Genomic DNA, 17821 nt, shown 5'->3' with positions numbered 1-17821 from the left:
CGCGCTTTTGCCAGCACCGACAATCGGCGGTTGTAGGACGCCGGGCGCGCTTGTTGTCCTTGTCCTGCCGTCTTTGTCCTTCTTAACGGGTTCCAGAATGACTTCTTCCAAGTCCTCCTTTTTCACCGCCCGCTGGCTGGCTGTGCCCGCCGCGGCGCTGCTGTTCACGGCCTGTGCTTCCACTTCGACCCCGACCGCATCTGCCCCGGCTGCGCCCGTGAAGGTCAAGGTCTTCGTCGCCGCCATGTTCGAGATCGGCCAGAACACCGGTGACCGCGCCGGCGAGTTCCAGCACTGGTACGAGCGCTACTGGAAGGGCGCCAGGCCCATTGCGGTGCCCGGCGCACTGCAGCCCGTGTACTGCAACACCGACGGCGTGTGCGGCGCGGTGCTCGGCATGGGCAAGGTCAACTCGTCGTCGTCTATGCAGGCCATCTTGCTGAACCCGCAGTTCGACTTCTCGCAGAGCTACTACGTGATCTCGGGCGTGGCCGGCACGCCGCCCTCGCGCGGCACCATCGGCGAAGTGAGCTGGGCCACCTGGCTGGTCGACTACGACCTGGGCCACCGCTGGGCACCCGAAGAGAACAAGCCAGGCGAACCGACCTTCATGCCGCGCAAGGGCTACGAGGAATACCGCCGCTTCAAGCTCAACCCCGACCTCGTGGGCTGGGCCATGAAGCTCTCGGCCGACACGCCGCTGAAAGACGCCGACTCGGCCCGCAAGTACCGCCTGCGCTACCCCGATGCCGCGGCCCGCCGCGCGCCCTTCGTAGGTACCGGCACGCACATGACCGGCGACACCTTCTTCCACGGCCCCGGCATGTCGAAGCAGGCGCAGTACATCGCCAAGCTCTACGGTGCCGACGACTACGTCATCACCGAAATGGAAGCCGCCGCCATCACCCTCGTGATCAAGCGCACCCACGGCACCGACCGCGTGATGAGCCTGCGCGGCGCCGTCAACTTCGACCAGGGCAGCCCGAAGGAAACCACGCTGCAGCACCTGGACCCTGCACCGGGCGAAACGGCCGGCGGCTTTGCCGAGACGGTGGAAAACATCGAGCTGGTGGGCAGCCGCGTGGTCGATCACATCGTCGCGAACTGGCCGCAGTGGTCGGCCGGCGTGCCCAAGCCCTGAGCTTCGTCGCTCAGGGCCGCACCGGCTTCAGGTGCCACGTCACCGTGAAGTCGAAGGGCGTCCAGCGGCTGACGATGACGCCCGAGCGCCGCAGCCCGCGCCCAGTCCAGGTGTTGCAGGTCTCGAAGAGGTTGTAGCCGCCTTCGGCTTCGTAGAAGGCGTCCTGGCTGTCGTAGTGCGCGCCCGCAATGGGCGTGGCCTGGCCCGAGGGCAGCGCGGCGCGCACGTAGCCGGCCAGTTGCGCGTACTGCGCCTGCGAGAGCGGCAGGCTGTAGGCGCCGCGCCCCAGTTGGTTGCGCCGCAGGTAGCTCACATGCATCAGCGCGCGGTTGCCGCCCGACAGCGCCCCGAAGGCGCGCGCCGCCGTCAGGTCGCCCCAGGTGGGCGTGTTCAGGTAGAACTCGCGGTCGCCCCAGCCGATGGCGATGAACTCGGCATCGGGCGGCGGCGCCTTGAAGTCTTTCAGCGGGAACACCTGCAGCCAGTCGACGGTGGCCGAGCGGATGGGGAACACGTAGTCGGTGTGCACGCCGTTGCTCAGCACCCAGGCCTGTACGTCGGCGGTTGCATCGTTCGATGGCTGCGCATTGGCCGGCCAGAATACCAGCACGCAAGCCGTGGCCACGTAGAGGCCGACCAGCGCGACGAAGCCCAGCAGCGTGAAGGCGATGCGCCGCAGCCAGCGTTTCACCATGGCGTGTTCAGAACAGCGACGCGGTGGTCGCCGCCGGTTCCGACGCGGCGCGATGCGCACCGGCCCCGGCGGGCGCCAGCGCCTCGGGGCTGCCCGCCTTTGCCAGCGCGCCCACACGCACGCCCAGGAGGCGCAGCGGGCGCTCCAGCGGCACGCGTTTCAGGCACAGACCGCCCGTGTGGCGGATGGTCTTCGCGTCGTCCGTGAAGCGGTCGATGGTCTGGTCGCGCGTGGCGATCTTGAAATCGTCGTAACGCAGCTTGATGCCGATGGTCTTGCCCACGTAGCCCTTGCGCTGCAGGTCGGCGGCGAGCTGCTCGCACAGCTGCGTGAAGATCGCGCCCAGCTCGGCGCGGTCGCGCACCGCGTGCAGGTCGCGGTCGAAGGTGGTCTCGCGGCTCATCGACACGGGCTCGCTCTCGGTCACCACCGGGCGGTTGTCGCGGCCCCAGGCCACCTCGTGCATCCATGCGCCGGTGGCCTTGCCGAAGGTGGCAATGAGCCAGTCGCGGTCGCGCGCCGCGAGCTGGCCTACGGTCTCGATGCCGAAGCGCTTGAGCTTCTCGTCGGCCTTGGGGCCGATGCCGTTCACCTTGCGGCAGGGCAGCGGCCAGATGCGCGATTCGAGATCGTCCTCGTAGACGATGGAGATACCGTTGGGCTTGTTGAACTCGCTCGCCATCTTGGCGATGAGCTTGTTGGGCGCCACGCCGATGGAGCAGGTCAGGCCGGTGGCATCGAAGATGGCTTTTTGCAGCAGTCGTGCCAGCGAGCGCCCGCCGTCGCGCTGGCCGCCGGGCACGTCGGTGAAGTCGATGTACACCTCGTCCACGCCGCGGTCTTCCATGAGCGGCGCGACCTCCAGGATGAGGTTCTTGAAGGCGCGCGAATAGCGCCGGTACTCGTCGAAGTCCACCGGCAGGATGATGGCCTGCGGGCACAGCTTGGCCGCCTTCATGAGCCCCATGGCCGAGCCCACGCCGAACTGCCGCGCCGGGTAGGTGGCGGTGGTGATCACGCCGCGGCCGGTGTAGTCCTTCAGCAGCGGAAAGGACTCGACCGGAATGTCGGCCAGCGTGCCGCCCTCGGGCAGGTTGCGGATGGCTTCGTCCACGCGCCGCCGCCCGCCGCCGATCACCACCGGCAGGCCCTTGAGCTGCGGATAGCGCAGCAGCTCGACCGACGCGTAGAAGGCGTCCATGTCGAGGTGCGCGATGCGGCGGATCGGCGGTGGCGCAGGTGACGGTGGCTGGGTCTGTGAACTCACGGCCACGATTGTCTCGCGGTCGGGCGGCGTGTGCCCGTGCGGGGGAGATCCGGTCAGCGGGTTTCGACGGTCACGAGCAGCGGCGATTCGAACATCGCCACCGGCGAGATCACCGGCTCGTCCATCGGCACCTTGTCGCCATAGCGCTCGCGCATCTTGGCGCGCACCGCAGGGTCGCCCAGGTTGAATTCGCGGATCTTCTGCAGCTCGCCGATGCGCACGCCCAGCGCGCGCTGGTAGAGCTTCCACACGAGTTCGGAGCAGTAGATGCGCTTGTCGGACCATTCGAAGGTCAGGTCGTAGGGCCGCCCTTCGAAGTCAGAGGTGCCCGCGCGCAGTTTGGCCACTGCGCCTGGTGTCAGTAGCGTGTCGGCATTGCGCAGCCGCTTCACCACGTAGTGCCCGCCGTTGCCGCGCGCGGTCCATTGCGCAAGCGGCGTGTAGCGCACCGTCGACACCGCCTCGAACACATAAGGCTTGCCGCCCCGCAACAGCACGATGCCCATGTGGCTGTAGCGCGAGCCGGTGGCGCGCTGCACCGCGATGCTCTGCGCCGAACGCGAGGTGTGGAAGATGATGTCGCCGTCTTTCAACGCCGCCGCGTGGCTGGCGCTGGAGGACAGGACGAGCGCGAGCGCGACGGGGAGCTTGAATGTCATACGCCGCGCATTGTGCGGCACGCCGCGGCGCTATTTCTCCTCTGGTGGAGCGGCGCTGTCGCCGGTGTCGGGCGGCGCCATCTCGCGCATCAGGCGGTCCACCGCTTCATCGTTCATCGGCTCGGCGGGCGCGAGCGCGGTTGGCGAGGTGCGCAGCCAGCGCGTGGTCTCGGGCAGCGCCATCACCAGTGCTGTCACGGTGGCGAGCACCGCCAGGTAAGGCGCCAGTGCCCGCGCTACGGCAGCCACCGGCGGGCGCGGCGCGACCTGTCCGCGTGCCAGCACCAGCGCATAGCCGAAAGGCGGCAGCAGGAAGCCGGCCTGCAGCACCAGCAGGGTCAGGGTGGCGATCCATGCGGCGTCGTCGAGCTGGGCGAGCACCGGCGGCATGACGATGGGCACGATGAGGAAGATCAGTTCGAAGGCGTCGAGAACGAAGGCGCAGGCCAGCAGCACGGCCAGCACCGCCATGAGCCCGACCATGGGGTGGCCCTGCAGCGACAGCATGAGCCGCGCGATCAGCCCGTCGGTGCCGAAGCCGCGCAACAGCAGAGAGAAGGTGGTGGCCGCCACCAGCAGCGCATACAGTGCGCCGGTGAGCGCCATCGCGTCGTCGAGCACCTGCCACAGCACCGCTCGCGTGAGCTGGCGCGACACCAGGCCCCAGCCGAGCAGCAGCACGCAGGCGGCGGCCGCGCCCTCGACCGCGCGCACCCTGCCCAGCGTGACCAGCACGAGCAGGGCGCCGATCAGCAGGGGCACGAGCAGCAGCGTCCAGCCTTCACGCGGCTGCATCGGCTCGCGCGGTGCTGCAGTGGCGGCGGGCTTGCCGCGCCGGGCGCCGAACCACGCGACCGCGAGCCAGCCGATCAGCAGCGCCGCTGCTGGCACCAGTGCGGCCTGGAGGATGTCCTGTGTGTTGACGATGCGGTTGGCATTGGCTGTGGGCAAGGCCAGCGTGCGCGCCATGTTCACGCCCTCGGTGTGGGCGCGCAGCATCGCGTCGCCGAGCAGCAGAAGCACAAGCGATGGCGGCACGATCACGCCCAGCGTGCTGGTCACGGCCACGAGCGCGGTGCGTTGTGCCGCGGGCAGGCCTTCGGCTGCCCAGCCCTTGCCGGCCGTGCGCGCCAGCGTCAGCAGGCTGGCGCCGACCGAGCCGTTCATCGGCGCGAGCATCAGCCCCAGCACCATGCCGGCCAGCTCCGATGCGGCGCGCGGGGCGACGAAAGCCAGCGCCTTGCGCAAGCCGTTGTACAGGTGCTCGGCCAGCGCCAGCCGGTTGAGCAGCGCGCCCACCAGCGCGTAGAGCGCCAGCGCCTGAAGCAGGTCGTGCTCCAGCAGGCCGACGATGCGCCACGGAAGGTTCTGCAGCAGCGCCGCATCGAACGCACCCAGCGCCAGTCCGGCCAGCGCGCCCAGCGTGCACACGCCGAGCAGCACGGCATAAGTCGGCCAGCCGGTGGTCATCATCAGCGCCAGGGCCAGCGCGAGCAGGGCGAGTCCGAGCCAGGCCATTCAGTGCCCGCGTGGATGGCGCAGTTCGCGCAGGAGATCGAGCGCGCTCTGCACCGCCAGCAACACCGCGAGCAGCAGCAGCGCCACCTTGATCATGAAATAGCCGGGGTTGAAGGTGTCGGGGAACAGCTCGAACGCGGCCACCGAGCGCCACACCGGCACCGTGGCCGTCACGATCAGGAACAGAGCCCACGGCAGCACGCACAGCGCCGCCCCGATGCGGCGCGCCCGTGCAAAGCGCCCGCTGGTGTCGGCAGCCAGGTCGGGCCGCGCCACGAGGTGCGCGCCGCGGCGCCCGGCGTGCCGCAGCGCCACCGCAACGTACAGCGCGAACAGCCACTGCGCGAGGTCGTTGGCCTGCGTGGGGCCATTGCCCGAGCCGGCCAGGTCGCGCAGCGGCCATTGGGCGAACAGCAGCAGGGCGATTGCGATGGCAAAGGGCATCGCCGCGCGGTCGATCCAGTCGAGCCAGCGCGGCGCCTGCGGCGGGGGAGGGGCTGGAAGATCGGCAGGTGGCGGCGTCATGCGACGCCGATAGTCTTCCCGGAACCTGACCACCACCTGCGGCCGCGCGGGTCATTGCTTGCGTGGTGCAGCATGCCGGTGCCATCATCCGCGCCATGCAAACAGTCGCCTCCATCCTCTGGCGCAGGCTCGATGTACCGGGCCACGACGCCTGCCGTCTAGAACGCAATGCCACGGCCTGGCAACTCGATGGCGCGGCCGTGTTCCGACAGGAAGACGGCCGCATCGGCCAGCTGCATTACCGCGTGCGCTGCGACCTGCACTGGCACACCCAATGGGGCACCGTGCGCGGCTGGCTGGGCGACGCGGCCGTCGATCTGTCGATTGCCCGCGACGCGCGTGGCCACTGGAAGCTCAACGACGAGGCGGTGCCCGACCTGTCGCACTGCGTCGATCTCGACCTGGGCTTCACGCCTGCTACCAACCTGCTGCAGTTGCGACGGCTCAACCTGGCGAAGGGCGAGGGCGCCGATGCTCCGGCGGCCTGGGTCGATCTGGATGGTGGTGGCGTGCTGAGCGAGCTGGCGCAGCGCTACGAGCGGCGTAGCGAGAGCGAATATGCCTATGAGGCCAAGCGCTTCGACTATGCGGCGATGTTGAGCGTGACGGAAGACGGCTTCGTGCGCGACTACCCGAGGCTCTGGGTCGCCGAGAAGTAATCAGTCGAACTGTGAGCGGTCGCCCGCGACCAGTTCGCGATTGTGCCGTCGATCAACCGCTATCTCGTGCGCGAAATCGTCGGTGCCACCACCGGCCGGCAGGTTGTAGGCCCCACGCAGCCGCGCACGCACCACACTGCTGTCCAGCACACGATTGATCTCCGCATTGAGCCGCTGCACCACCGCCACCGGCGTGCGCGCAGGCGCGAAGATGCCGAAGAGCGAATCGCGGTTCGCCTTCTCGAAGCCCAGCTCCGCGAGCGTGGGCACCGCTGGCAGTGCCTCGATGCGAGCAGGCGCGCCGACTGCAAGCGCCTGGAAGCGCCCGCCTTCGATGTACTGAAGCTGCTGCGCCGCGACGTTGGTCGACAGCACCTCGAACTGTCCGCTCAGCGCATCGTTGAGTTGCGGCCCGCCGCCCTGGTAGGGGATGTGCGTGATGTCGGTGCGGCTCTGCACGCGCACCTGCGCCAGCACCAGGTGGCCGATGGTCGCCACGCCCGAGGTGGCCCAGCGCACCTCGCCCGGTTGCCTGCGCGCCTGCGCGATCAGCTCGCCGAAGCCGTGCCCTGTGAAGGCCGGCGTGCCCACCACAAGCACCGGCGTGCGCATCACGCTGGCTACGGGCACGAAGGCACGCTGCGGGTCGTAGGGCACGCGCGCCAGCAGCGGGTGCAGCGTGAGCGGGCTGATGGCGGAGAAGGCCAGTGTGCAGCCGTCGGGCGTTGCGCGCGCGAGCGCATCCATGCCGAGACTGCCGCCCGCACCGGGACGGTTTTCGATCAGCACCGGCACGCCCAGCGACTGCGCCAGAGGCTCCGCCAGCACGCGTGCCATGCCGTCGCTCACCCCGCCGGGCGGGTAGACCACGATCAGGCGCACCGGGCGGCTTGGCCATGGCGCGGCATGCGACACCTCCGGCAGTGCGCACATCGCCGCCGCGAGCGCGCCGCCCGCGCGCTGGATGAAATGACGACGCCGCAGCAAGCTCATGACCCCGGATTTTCGACAGCCAACCTGCGCAGCAGCTCCGCGAAATGCTGCGCGGGCAGGTTGTCTTCCTCGACGCGCGACACCAGCGTGAGCGGCGCATCGAGCTGGCCGCCATCGGCCAGCCGCGCATAGGCGATGGCATGCGCGTGCACGCCGGTCATCGAGGCCGGCACCACCGACAGGCCGACACCGGCAGCCACTAGGTTCAGGTTGGTCATCATGCGATCGACTTCGGCCACCACGCGCGGGCGCAGGCCCTTGGCGTGGCACAGCGCTAGCAGGTCGGCATAGAGGCCGGGCGCGCCGGGGCGGCGCACGAGGATGATGCCTTCCTCGCACAGCTTCGCGAGCGGCAGCGGGCGCGAGGCCTTGTTGCGGCCGAGGGCAAAGCGATGGTCGCTGGGCATGGCAACGAGCACTGGCTCGCGCAGCAGCGTCTCGAACACCAGCCCCTCGGGCCGCGCGACCGGCACGCGCAGCAGGCCGCAGTGCAGTCGGCCCGCGGCCAGCGCCTCGGTGAGTTCGGCGGCGTTGTCTTCGCGCAGCTGAAGCTCCACCGCCGGGTACGCCCGGCGGAACTCGCGCAGCGCCTCGGGCATGAAGCGGTGCGCCGCGGCCGAGCTGGTGAAGCCGACTGCGAGCGTGCCGGCCTGGCCCTTGGCTACACGCACCATGCGCTGTTTCATGGCGTCCATGTCCTGCAGCATGCGCAGCGCCTCGGTCTGAAAGAGCCGGCCCGCGTCGGTGAGGGCCACGCCGCGCGGATGGCGGCGAAACAGCAGCACACCCAGCTCGCGTTCCAGCGCCTTGATCTGCTGGCTGAGCGGCGGCTGCTGGATGCCCAGTTGCTCGGCCGCGCGTGTCATGTGGCCGGTCTCCGCGACGGCGGCGAAGTAGCGCAGTGCCCGTATGTCCATATTTTTTTCGTATGAAGAGTGCCTTGTTATTTTATTTGACCCTAAGTCACCCCGAATCTATCGTCCGGCCGCCTATTCAAAAAGCGGCCCACCGAGGCCGCATGCCGGAGACAAATCCATGCGCAAAACGCGCCCCGCCTCGATGTTTCGTGCCGTCGTTTCCGCGATCGGTATTGCGCTGATCCTTGCCGCCTGTGGTGGCGGCGGTGGGGGAGGCGGCGGTGCCGGCTTCCTCCCGATCCTGCCCACAACCCCGCCCGCCAGCGACGGCAATAACCCGCCCGCCGACAACCCGCCGGACGGCCCGCCCGACAACCCGCCGCCCCCGCCCGTGCAGCCGGTTGTCTCGTGTGCCGACCTGTCGGGCAAGAGCCTGCCTGCCTCGCTCATCAGTCTGCCCACGCAAGGCGCCACCGTCACCAGTGCCACGCCCGTGGCCGCGGGCGACGTGGGCAACACGCTCGGCGACTACTGCCGCGTGCGCGGCACCATCCAGCCGGTGGACCCCGCTTCGCAGGTCATCAACTTCGCGGTGAACCTGCCCGAGAAGTGGAACCAGAAGACCATCCACTTCGGCGGCGGCGGCTTCGACGGCGTGCTCATCGACGGCACCGAGGTCATCCGCTTCGGCCCCGCCGACAAGCCCGCGCCGCTGGCGCTGGGCTACGCCACCTACGGCGACGACTCGGGCCACCAGTCGGGCAGCATCACCGACGGCAAGTTCGCGGCCAACGACGAGCAGCTTGCCAACTACGGCGGCCTCTCGCTCAAGAAGACGCGCGACGTGGCGCAGGCGCTGGTGCTCGCGCGCTACGGCATGGCGCCCAAGCACGCCTACTTTCTCGGCACCTCGACCGGCGGGCGCGACGCGCTGAGCTACATCCAGCGCTGGCCGCTGGACTACGACGGCGTGATCGCCAACGAGCCCGCGCTCAACTACACCGGCACGCGCCTGTCGAACGTGGCCGTGGGCCGCGCCCTGTACCGCAACGGCGGCGCGGGCTGGATGAACCTGACCAAGACGCTGCTGGTGCAGAAGACCGTGATGAACGCCTGCGACAAGCTCGACGGCGCAGCCGACAACCTCATCAGCAATGTGGAGAGCTGCCGCCTGCTGAACACGCAGATCCTGGCCTCGCTGCGCTGCCCCGGCGGCACGGACACGGGCAACACCTGCCTGTCGGACGCGCAGCTCGACACCGTGCGCGCCATCGAGAACCCGCTGGACTTCACGACCTACTCGCTGGCCAACGGCGTGAAGCGCGCGGGCGGCTACAACATCCTCGAAGGCACGCTGGTGGCCGGCCCGTACACCACGCGCGACCTCGGCACGCGCGCCGTGCCGGGCAACCCGGCGACCTCGCTGGACGCCAACATGTACGTCACCGGCGACCAGTGGGTGAAGTACTTCGTCACGCGCATCGACGCCTTCGATTCGCTCACCTTCGACCCACTCGACCCGGGCGCCTACACCGCGCGAGTGACAGCGGTATCGAACCTCACGGACGCGACCAACCCCAACCTGGCGCCGTTCTTCGGCCATGGCGGCCGGCTCATCATGCTGCACGGGCTGGCCGACGAGGTGATCAGCAACAACTCGACCATCGACTACTACAAGCAGGTCGTCGCCACGCTGGGCCAGGCGGCGGTCGACCAGGGCATGCGCTTCTACACCGTGCCCGGCATGGGCCACGGCACCGGCAGCTTCATTCCCAACTGGGACTCGCTCGCCGCGCTCGAAGGCTGGGTGGAAGGCGGCCTCGCGCCCGCCACCGGCATCGCGGCCGACGCGGTGGCCGGCACCTATGGCCGCACGCGCCCTCTGTGCCGGTTTCCGGCATGGCCCAAGTACCGCGGCAGCGGCAGCCTGGACGCGGCCGTCAACTACAGCTGCGTGACCGAGGTCGGCGACCCGCTGGCCTGCCCGAACCTGCCCGCCTCCGTCACCAGCTACAAGGGCGGCAACAGCTTCGGCGAAGAGCTGCGCGTGCAGATCGACCCCGCCGCCATGACCTACACCGTGACCATCGATGCCAGCCTGCAGCGCACCGTGGGCACGCAACGCACCGGCTCGCTCATTGCCGAGGGCAACTGCAGCTATTCGAGCGCCGAGAGCGGCGCGGTGTTCAGCTTCGGGCCCGGCGGCGTGGTGTCGGGCGGCGTGAACGCGCCCAGCGGCGGCGGCTTTGCGCCCCTGGTGGCGTTCCAGAACACCTTCGCGGCGGCGCCGGTGTCGGGCGACTTCAAGTCGGTGGCGAACATCTTCAACGCGGTGGGCGTGCAGCAGGGCACGGGCGGCACCAGCGCGCAGTCGCTGGCCGTGCGGCTGCGCAATGCGGGCACCTTCCAGTACTGCCGCGACCCGGTGTCGGGCGGCTTCATGATCTACGACGCCAACTGCACGCAGACCGAGAAGGGCTACGTCGCCTACAACACCACGCGCGCCTCGTTCGACCTGTTCACCACCTCGCCCACGGGCAGCGCCGTGACCACCGGCGGCACGCTCACCGGCTCGATGGTGATCGGCCTGGTCAACGGCGTCGCCGTGCCGGTGCACCTGGTGCGCGAGTCGGCCGCGAATGCGGGGCTGCGTGTGTTCGGCCTGCAGCAGAGCCTGACGCCCGGCACGGCCGACGGGAGCTATGCGCTGGTCAGTGTCAAGGGCGAGAACCACGATGCCACGGTGGCCGGCAACGGTTTCAATCTGGCGGGTGCTGCCGCGGTGCTGAGCTACGACGCGCCCGTGCTGGGCGTGGTGCAGGCCGATGCGGGCCGACCGGGCAATTTCATCTTCAACAGCGGCGTTCTCGCCTTCGTCTCCGACCCGGGAGCGAACGCGGCGCTCGAATTCGGAGTACGCCATTGAAAAAACGACTGTCCAGCCTCGCGGCATTCGCACTGATCGGCGCTGCGCCGATGTTGTCTGCGCATGCGGCGGCGACCGTACCCAAGGCCGCCACCTGCCCCGCGCCGGTGCCCGAGGCCGCGCGCTGCTACACCGGTGAGGACGGCACGGGTGCCCTCTACTGGATCGCCATTCCGAAGGACTGGAACCGCGGCGTGCTCGTCATGCACGCCCACGGCGGCCCCGAGACCGGACCGCCCAAGCTCGAGCGCAGCGCGGAAGACCTCAAGCGCTGGGCCGTCACCGTGAAGGCCGGCTACGCCTGGGCCGGTTCCACCTACCGGCGCGGCGGCTACGGCGTGACCATGTCGGCCGAAGACACCGAGCGCCTGCGCCAGATCTTCGTGAGCCACTTCGGCCAGCCGCGCCGCACGCTGCTGCACGGGCAGAGCTACGGCGCCGGCGTGGCGGCGAAAGCGGCCGAGCTGTATGCGCCGGCCGGCGGCGCGAAGAGCCCGTACGACGGCCTGCTGCTGACCAGCGGCGTGCTCGGCGGCGGCAACAGCGCCTACGACTTCCGGCTCGACCTGCGCGTGGTGTACCAGTACGTCTGCCGCAACCACCCGCGCCCCGACGAGCCGCAGTACCCGCTGTGGATGGGCCTGCCGATGGACTCGAAGCTCACACGCGCCGACCTCGCCGCGCGCGTGCAGGAGTGCACCGGCGTCGGCCTGCCCGCCGCGCAGCGCACGCCGGAGCAGGCGGCGAAACTGAAGACCATTCTTTCGGTCGTGAAGATCCAGGAGCGCTCGTTGGTGGGGCACCTCACATGGGCGACCTGGCTGTTCCAGGACCTGGTGCAGAAACGGCTGAACGGCCGCAACCCCTTCGGCAACATCGGCGTGGTCTACAGCGGCTCGGCCGACGACGCGGCGCTCAATGCCGGCGTGGCGCGCTACGCGGCCGACCCGCAGGCCAAGGGTGCACTGGCGGCCGACAGCCAGCCCACCGGCCGCACCGCGCTGCCCACGGTGGGCCTGCATGCCATCGACGACCCGACCGCTTTCGTCGAGCTGGAAAATTCCTATCGCCGCATCCGCGATGCGGCAGGCACCGGCGACCTGCTGGTGCAGAGCTTCAGCAACGAGCGCGAGCACAGCTACCTCAGCGATTCGGAATACCCCGCGCTCTTTGCCGCGCTGCTCGACTGGATCGACAAGGGCGAGAAGCCCACGCCCGAAAGCCTCGCGCAGCGCTGCAAGTCGCTGATGCCTCGCTACGATGCCGACGGCAAGAACGGCTGCCACATCCAGCCCACGTGGCAGCCGCCCGCGCTCGAAAGCCGCGTGCCGTCACGCGCGCCCTGATCTACTTTTTTCATCCATTTTTTTCCAACGTCCCGGAGACTCCATGAAGAAACTGTTCGCCCTCGCGGCGATCGCCGCTGCCGCCGTCGCTGCCCACGCGCAGGACTTTCCGGGCAGCAAGCCCGTCACCATCGTCGTGCCCTTCGCGGCCGGCGGCCCGACCGACCGCGTGGCGCGCGACCTCGCCGAGGCGTTGCGCAAGCCGCTCGGCGGCAACACCGTCATCATCGACAACGTGCCCGGCGCCGGCAGCTCCATCGGCGCGGCCAAGGTGGCGCGCGCCGCGCCCGACGGCTACACGCTGCTGCTGAACCACATCGCGATGGCCACCGTGCCGAGCCTGGTGCGCAACGTGCCGTTCAAGGTCGAGACCGACTTCGAATACCTGGGCATCGTCAACGACGTGCCGATGACGCTCATCTCCAAGCCCAGCATTCCCGCCAGCAACTACAAGGAGCTGAGCACCTGGATCGCCGCCAACAAGGGCAAGATCAACATCGGCAACGCGGGCGTGGGCTCGGCCTCGCACCTGTGCGGCCTGCTGTACCAGAGCGCCACCAAGACCGAGATGACGCCCGTGCCCTACAAGGGCACCGCCCCGGCCATCACCGACCTGATCGGCGGCCAGATCGACCTGCTGTGCGACCAGACCACCAACACCACGCCGCAGATCCAGGCCGGCAAGGTGAAGGCCTTTGCCGTCACCACATCGAAGCGGCTTGCGCTGCCGATGCTGAAAGATTTGCCGACGCTCGACGAAGCCGGGCTGAAGAACTTCCAGGTCACCATCTGGCACGGTCTCTATGCGCCGAAGGGCACGCCTGCGCCGGTGCTGAAGAAGCTGAATGACGCGCTGAAGGTTGCGCTGAAAGACCCGGACTTCATCCATCGTGAAGAGCTGCTGGGCGCCGTGGTGGCTACCGATGGCCGCATCGAGCCGGCGGGTCACAAGAAGTTCGTGATCGATGAGATTGCCAAGTGGACGCCTGTGATCAAGGCGGCTGGCGTCTACGCGGACTGAGGGCTGGCTCTCTTTCCTCGCTGCGGATGATCTGGTGCAGGGTGCGCAGCAGCACCTCCGGCTGAACCGGCTTGAACATCACGACCAGATCGCTGGCGTAAGCGGCACGCACACGCTCGGGGTCGGTATCGCCCGTGACCAGGATCGTGGGCACGCGACGGCCGGCAAGCTGGCGCAGTTCCGCGGTCGCCTGGATGCCGTCCTGCGGGTCAGCAAGCCGAAAGTCGACGATGAAAGCGTCGAAGTCTTCCGGCGTTGCCCGCACCTGTGCGCAGGCATCGGACAGCCGGGTGGTGATTTCGATGCGCTCGCAATAGGGGGCCAGCCACATGCGCACCGCCTCACCCACAGGTTGCTCGTCGTCGAGCAGCAGCACGCGTGGCGGCACCAGCGGTAGCTCCGTGGTGTCGATCGAGGCGGGAGCGGGCGTAGCCGTGGGCGCGAGGGCCGGGGCTGCCGGTGCCGGTGGTCGGCGCGGCAGGTCGACCCAGAACACGCTGCCATGGTCCTGCCGGGAACGCACGCCGACTTCACCGCCGAGCAGGTCGACCAGGCGCTTGACGATGGCCAGCCCGATGCCCAGGCCACGCGCGACATCACGTTGCGGGTTGTCGACCTGGTAGAACTCGTCGAACACATGAGGCAGATGCTCGGGTGCGATACCCAGGCCCGTGTCCCACACGGCCAGGCGCAAACGGTCGCCGCGTGGTCGCGCGCTCACAAGAATGCCGCCGCGCCGTGTGTACTTGAGGGCGTTGTCGACGAAATTGTTCAGCACGCGCAGCAGCAGGTCGGCATCGGTTTTCAGCCATTCGGGCCCGGTATGGAACCGCAGCGAGAGCCCCGCCTGCTGGGCACGCGGCTCGAAGAGTTGCGACAGCCGCAGGAACAGCGGGTCCACGGCGATCTCCATGGGCTGGGGCACCACCGTGCCCGCATCGATCTTGGAGATGTCCAGCATCGCGTTGAGCAGGCCGCTCACTGCGTCGGTCGCCTGCACGACGCGGCCGGCCACGGGGGCAAGCGGGTGGTCCGCGAGGTCGCGCTCCAGCGAGCGCGAGAACAGCGCCAGTGCATGCACGGGTTGGCGCAGGTCATGGCTGGCCGACGCGAAAAACCGGCTGCGCTCGCGGTTGAGCCGCTGCAGCTCGAACGACTGGCGCAGCAGCTGTTCGCTCAGCAGTTCCTTGTCGATCTGGTCAGACAGGCTGCGCCGGATGAGCTGGTGCTGCGACAGTGCGTAGCGCGCCATCGAGCCGCCGAACAGCAGGCCGACCACGCAGGTGAACCAGCCGTCCGTGCCGCCCATCCACGCGAAGCGCGTCACCACGCCCAGCGTGAGCGGAATGGTGACCACAGGCACCATGGCGCGCCATGTGGCGATCACCGGCACCGAGCCCATCAGCACGGCGAACATGCCCAGCAGCAGTATCAAGATTCGCATGGGCGATTCCGTACCCGGCGGCATCAGCGCCCAGGGCGCCAGTGTCCACATGGACATGTAGGCACCCAGCGGGCACATGAAACGCCACGCGCCATCGGGCTGGCGCAAGGTGAACTCGGGCTCCGGGTACAGACGCGCGTTCCAGCGCATGAACACCAGCCTCAGGCCGAGCAGCGCGCAGATCACGAAGCCCCATATCAATGCGCCGAGGCCGCGCGTCATCCAGAAGAACACGCCGGCCATCGCGATGACCGCGGCCAGCGCTGTGAGCACCGTGGGCGGGCCCATCACGAACATGCGGCGCAACAGGCGTTCGCGAACCAGCTGGGCATGGGAGTCGCCGGGGCCAGGCGGTGCATCTGCGCCCGTGATCGTGTTGCCTGGCGCGGATGAGGGTGAGCCCTGCGTACTCATGAAGGGCAGTGTAAGGGAGGCGATACGTGTGCAAGGCTTGCAGGAGTTCGTGCGGCGCGCTCCGGTGCTTTCAAGGTGCGCGTGCAACGACCATCCAGCAGGCTGCGGTCAGGCGCACTTCGTCGCCATGCACAAAAGGCTCGAAGGCGGCACGCACCGTGTCGATTACCTGTGCACGCATGTGCTCGTCCGCCTGCTGAAGCACATTGCCGACAGGGCCGAGCCGGCTCAGGTAGCCGAGCAGTTCTTTCTCGTGCATGGTGCAGGGCACGTCGATGGGCTGGATTTCGATGCCGGCCCAGCCGCTCTCTTCGAGGATGGCGTGGACCCGGCGCTTGTCGCCGAAGGCGAACTGGCCCGGTGCATCCGGCCGGCGGGCGGGGAGGTTCGGCAGCAGCGGCGCGGCGGCGCGCTCGGCGGTGGTCATGAACGGGTTTTCTGCCGCACTGCGCCAGGCGATGAAGCGCAGCTCGGCGTTGTCCCTTGCGACAGTCCGCAGGTTGGCAAAGGCCCGCGCGGGGTCGTCGAAGAACATCACGCCGAAGCGCGACATGATGCTGTCGAAGCTCGCGGGCTCGAAGGCGTGGGTCTGCGCGTTGGCACAGATGAAGCTTGCCGGCGAGCCTTCGCGTTCGGCGCGGCTGCGGGCGACGGCAATCATCGGCTCCGAGATGTCGATGCCGACGCAGCCTGCTTCGGCGCCATGCAGCCGTGCGAATGCGAGCGTGGTGCTGCCGGTGCCGCAGCCCACGTCGAGCACGCAGCTTCCCGGTCGGGCGGACGCAGCCTCGACGAGCAGGTCTTCGAAGGGCTGGAACAGGCGGTCGAGCGTTGCCTGCGTGTCGACCCAGGCGCGTCCGGCCGAGCCGTTCCAGAGCCTTGCCTGTTCGTCGCCGGCCTGCGGGTTGGTGTCGTCCATGGTCGTTTCCTTTGGCTTGCCTTCATGAGGCGGAAAACGCACTATGCAAGTTCAAGTCGGCTTGAGGTCAAGAGGGTAATGAAACATCTGGATATCGGCGAGGTTGCGCAGCGCTCCGGCGTGCCCGCCTCGACGCTGCGCTATTACGACGAGAAGGGGCTGATCGCCTCGACCGGGCGGCAAGGCCTGCGTCGCCTGTTCGATGCCGGCGTGCTGGAGCGGCTCGCACTCATTGCACTGGGGCGCGCCGCCGGCTTCTCTCTGGACGAGATCGCGCGCATGTTCGGGCCCAACGGGCAGCCGCGCATCGACCGGTTGATGCTCACAGCCAAGGCGGAAGAACTCGACAGGACGATCCGCAGCCTGAGCGCCATGCGCGACGGCCTGCGGCACGCTGCTGTGTGCCGCGCGCCCAGTCACATGGAATGCCCCACCTTTTGCCGCATCCTCGGGGCTGCGGCGTCCGGGGCCATCGGGGGGCGAAAGAAGAAGGCGCCCAAGCCTCCCGGGAACTAGGCGTTCGCGAGCAGCGAGAGGTCGCGCGCAGCCTGCAGCATCAGTTCGCGCGCGCGGTCCAGCGACGGAATGGTATGGCGGTCGATGCGCCGGATGTACGGCGTGGTGAGCACCGCCAGCGCATGCCCGTGCGGGCCGAGGATGGGGCACGAGATGTCGATCACGCCGAAGTACTGCATGCTCTCGCGCTGCCGGTAGCCCGTGGCGCGCACGGCTTCGAGCATGTGCTCCAGCTCGTCGGGCGGTATCTGCACCTCGCCGTCGAGCGCCACGTGCTCGGCCACCATCTGCTTGCGCCGCTCGTCCGATTCGCAGGCCAGCAGCACCTGGCCCGAGCCGGTGTCGAGCAGGTTCACGCGTGTGCCGGGCCGCACTGTCATGTTGCTCGCCGCCGGGCTGTTGACCTGCGCCACGATCTGAACGTTGCCCCGGTCGTACACGCCCAGGTGGCACGACTGCTCGGCCTCCTTTACGTAGCGGTCCATCACCGGAAGCGCCTGCGTGACCAGCCGGTGGTTCGGCGGGTAGCGGTGCGCCAGGTCGAACATCTTCAGGCTCAGGCTGTAGCGGTCGCCCGCGAGCGAACGCAGCACGTACTGCCGCGCCACCAGCCGTTCGAGCATGCGGTAGATCTCGCTCGGGCCACGGTCGAGCGCCTTCACGATCTCGCCGCGCGTCAGGCCCTCAGGCTGGTCGGCCAGCAGTTCGAGGATGTCCAGGCCCTTGTCGAGCGCGGGCGCGCGGTAGCGCTCAGGGTCTTCGGCGGGCTTGCTCAGGATGTCGGTTTGAATCGATTTGTTCACTGGTGAATTTCAACAGCAGACATTGCTTTTTGCAAGTTTCGTTCTACGGGTAAGCACCCATGAAGTGCGCTTGACGCTAAAAGTTCGTATGTAAATACTCTGTTCACACATGGACTAGA

Annotated in this window: 16 protein-coding genes; 6 read left to right on the top strand and 10 right to left on the bottom strand. The window is 68.5% G+C overall.

Annotation, left to right across the window (positions count from 1 at the left end):
• The first annotated feature begins 97 nt into the window (after positions 1–97).
• The gene (locus tag BMW87_RS08225; RefSeq protein WP_093075716.1) at positions 98–1141 is read left to right on the top strand and encodes a purine-nucleoside phosphorylase; all 1044 of its coding nucleotides are present in this window, start codon (positions 98–100) and stop codon (positions 1139–1141) included.
• A gap of 10 nt (positions 1142–1151) precedes the next feature.
• Here BMW87_RS08225 and BMW87_RS08220 read toward each other — a convergent pair whose 3' ends face one another.
• The 5 genes from BMW87_RS08220 to BMW87_RS08200 all read right to left on the bottom strand — a co-directional run bounded on the left by BMW87_RS08220 (position 1152) and on the right by BMW87_RS08200 (position 5804).
• Complete coding sequence (locus tag BMW87_RS08220; RefSeq protein WP_093075714.1) at positions 1152–1835, bottom strand: TIGR02117 family protein; 684 nt, start codon at positions 1833–1835, stop codon at positions 1152–1154.
• A gap of 7 nt (positions 1836–1842) precedes the next feature.
• Positions 1843–3036 carry a Y-family DNA polymerase gene (locus BMW87_RS08215; protein ID WP_093049081.1) on the bottom strand — a complete coding sequence of 398 codons (1194 nt, stop codon included), beginning with the start codon at positions 3034–3036 and terminating at the stop codon, positions 1843–1845.
• Positions 3037–3155: 119 nt separating this feature from the next.
• Positions 3156–3761 (bottom strand): YiiX family permuted papain-like enzyme, encoded by a 606-nt coding sequence (locus tag BMW87_RS08210; protein WP_093075713.1) that lies wholly within the window; start codon positions 3759–3761, stop codon positions 3156–3158.
• A 30-nt stretch (positions 3762–3791) separates the two neighbouring features.
• Positions 3792–5279 carry a TRAP transporter large permease subunit gene (locus tag BMW87_RS08205; RefSeq protein ID WP_093075711.1) on the bottom strand — a complete coding sequence of 496 codons (1488 nt, stop codon included), beginning with the start codon at positions 5277–5279 and terminating at the stop codon, positions 3792–3794.
• Complete coding sequence (locus BMW87_RS08200) at positions 5280–5804, bottom strand: C4-dicarboxylate ABC transporter substrate-binding protein (protein ID WP_093075710.1); 525 nt, start codon at positions 5802–5804, stop codon at positions 5280–5282. It lies immediately after the preceding gene.
• A gap of 95 nt (positions 5805–5899) precedes the next feature.
• On the opposite strand from BMW87_RS08200, the gene BMW87_RS08195 reads away from it, so the two are divergent.
• Positions 5900–6463 carry a putative glycolipid-binding domain-containing protein gene (locus BMW87_RS08195; RefSeq protein ID WP_093076067.1) on the top strand — a complete coding sequence of 188 codons (564 nt, stop codon included), beginning with the start codon at positions 5900–5902 and terminating at the stop codon, positions 6461–6463.
• Here the strand turns inward: BMW87_RS08195 and BMW87_RS08190 are convergent, their stop codons facing one another.
• Together BMW87_RS08190 and BMW87_RS08185 are read right to left on the bottom strand one after the other, a co-directional pair.
• Positions 6464–7456 (bottom strand): Bug family tripartite tricarboxylate transporter substrate binding protein, encoded by a 993-nt coding sequence (locus BMW87_RS08190; RefSeq protein WP_093075708.1) that lies wholly within the window; start codon positions 7454–7456, stop codon positions 6464–6466.
• Positions 7453–8373, bottom strand: coding sequence for a LysR family transcriptional regulator (locus BMW87_RS08185; protein WP_093075707.1), 921 nt, complete (start codon positions 8371–8373; stop codon positions 7453–7455). The genes BMW87_RS08190 and BMW87_RS08185 overlap by 4 nt, the downstream gene beginning before the upstream one ends.
• Positions 8374–8491: 118 nt before the next feature.
• On the opposite strand from BMW87_RS08185, the gene BMW87_RS08180 reads away from it, so the two are divergent.
• The 3 genes from BMW87_RS08180 to BMW87_RS08170 are packed head-to-tail and all read left to right on the top strand — an operon-like array spanning position 8492 to position 13606.
• The gene (locus tag BMW87_RS08180; protein ID WP_093075705.1) at positions 8492–11239 is read left to right on the top strand and encodes a tannase/feruloyl esterase family alpha/beta hydrolase; all 2748 of its coding nucleotides are present in this window, start codon (positions 8492–8494) and stop codon (positions 11237–11239) included.
• A gap of 50 nt (positions 11240–11289) precedes the next feature.
• The gene (locus BMW87_RS08175; RefSeq protein WP_371258804.1) at positions 11290–12585 is read left to right on the top strand and encodes an alpha/beta hydrolase family protein; all 1296 of its coding nucleotides are present in this window, start codon (positions 11290–11292) and stop codon (positions 12583–12585) included.
• Between the two features lie 43 nt (positions 12586–12628).
• Positions 12629–13606 carry a tripartite tricarboxylate transporter substrate-binding protein gene (locus tag BMW87_RS08170; RefSeq protein ID WP_093075702.1) on the top strand — a complete coding sequence of 326 codons (978 nt, stop codon included), beginning with the start codon at positions 12629–12631 and terminating at the stop codon, positions 13604–13606.
• Here the strand turns inward: BMW87_RS08170 and BMW87_RS08165 are convergent.
• A complete protein-coding gene (locus tag BMW87_RS08165) occupies positions 13578–15464 on the bottom strand; it encodes an ATP-binding response regulator (RefSeq protein ID WP_093075700.1) in 1887 nt (628 codons plus the stop codon). The two genes, BMW87_RS08170 and BMW87_RS08165, sit on opposite strands and share 29 nt — an antisense overlap.
• A gap of 70 nt (positions 15465–15534) precedes the next feature.
• Complete coding sequence (locus BMW87_RS08160; protein ID WP_093075699.1) at positions 15535–16383, bottom strand: class I SAM-dependent methyltransferase; 849 nt, start codon at positions 16381–16383, stop codon at positions 15535–15537.
• 78 nt (positions 16384–16461) lie between these two features.
• Here BMW87_RS08160 and BMW87_RS08155 point away from each other — a divergent pair, with 78 nt between their 5' ends.
• Complete coding sequence (locus BMW87_RS08155) at positions 16462–16899, top strand: helix-turn-helix domain-containing protein (RefSeq protein WP_093075697.1); 438 nt, start codon at positions 16462–16464, stop codon at positions 16897–16899.
• Here BMW87_RS08155 and BMW87_RS08150 read toward each other — a convergent pair.
• A complete protein-coding gene (locus tag BMW87_RS08150) occupies positions 16896–17675 on the bottom strand; it encodes an IclR family transcriptional regulator (RefSeq protein WP_093076066.1) in 780 nt (259 codons plus the stop codon). The two genes, BMW87_RS08155 and BMW87_RS08150, sit on opposite strands and share 4 nt — an antisense overlap.
• Positions 17676–17821: the final 146 nt, after the last annotated feature.

This window comes from Variovorax sp. OV084, from assembly GCF_900111625.1.
Classification (GTDB): Bacteria; Pseudomonadota; Gammaproteobacteria; order Burkholderiales; family Burkholderiaceae_C; genus Variovorax.
Note: the sequence above shows the minus strand (reverse complement) of the source record. Positions and strands in the feature narration are given on the sequence as shown.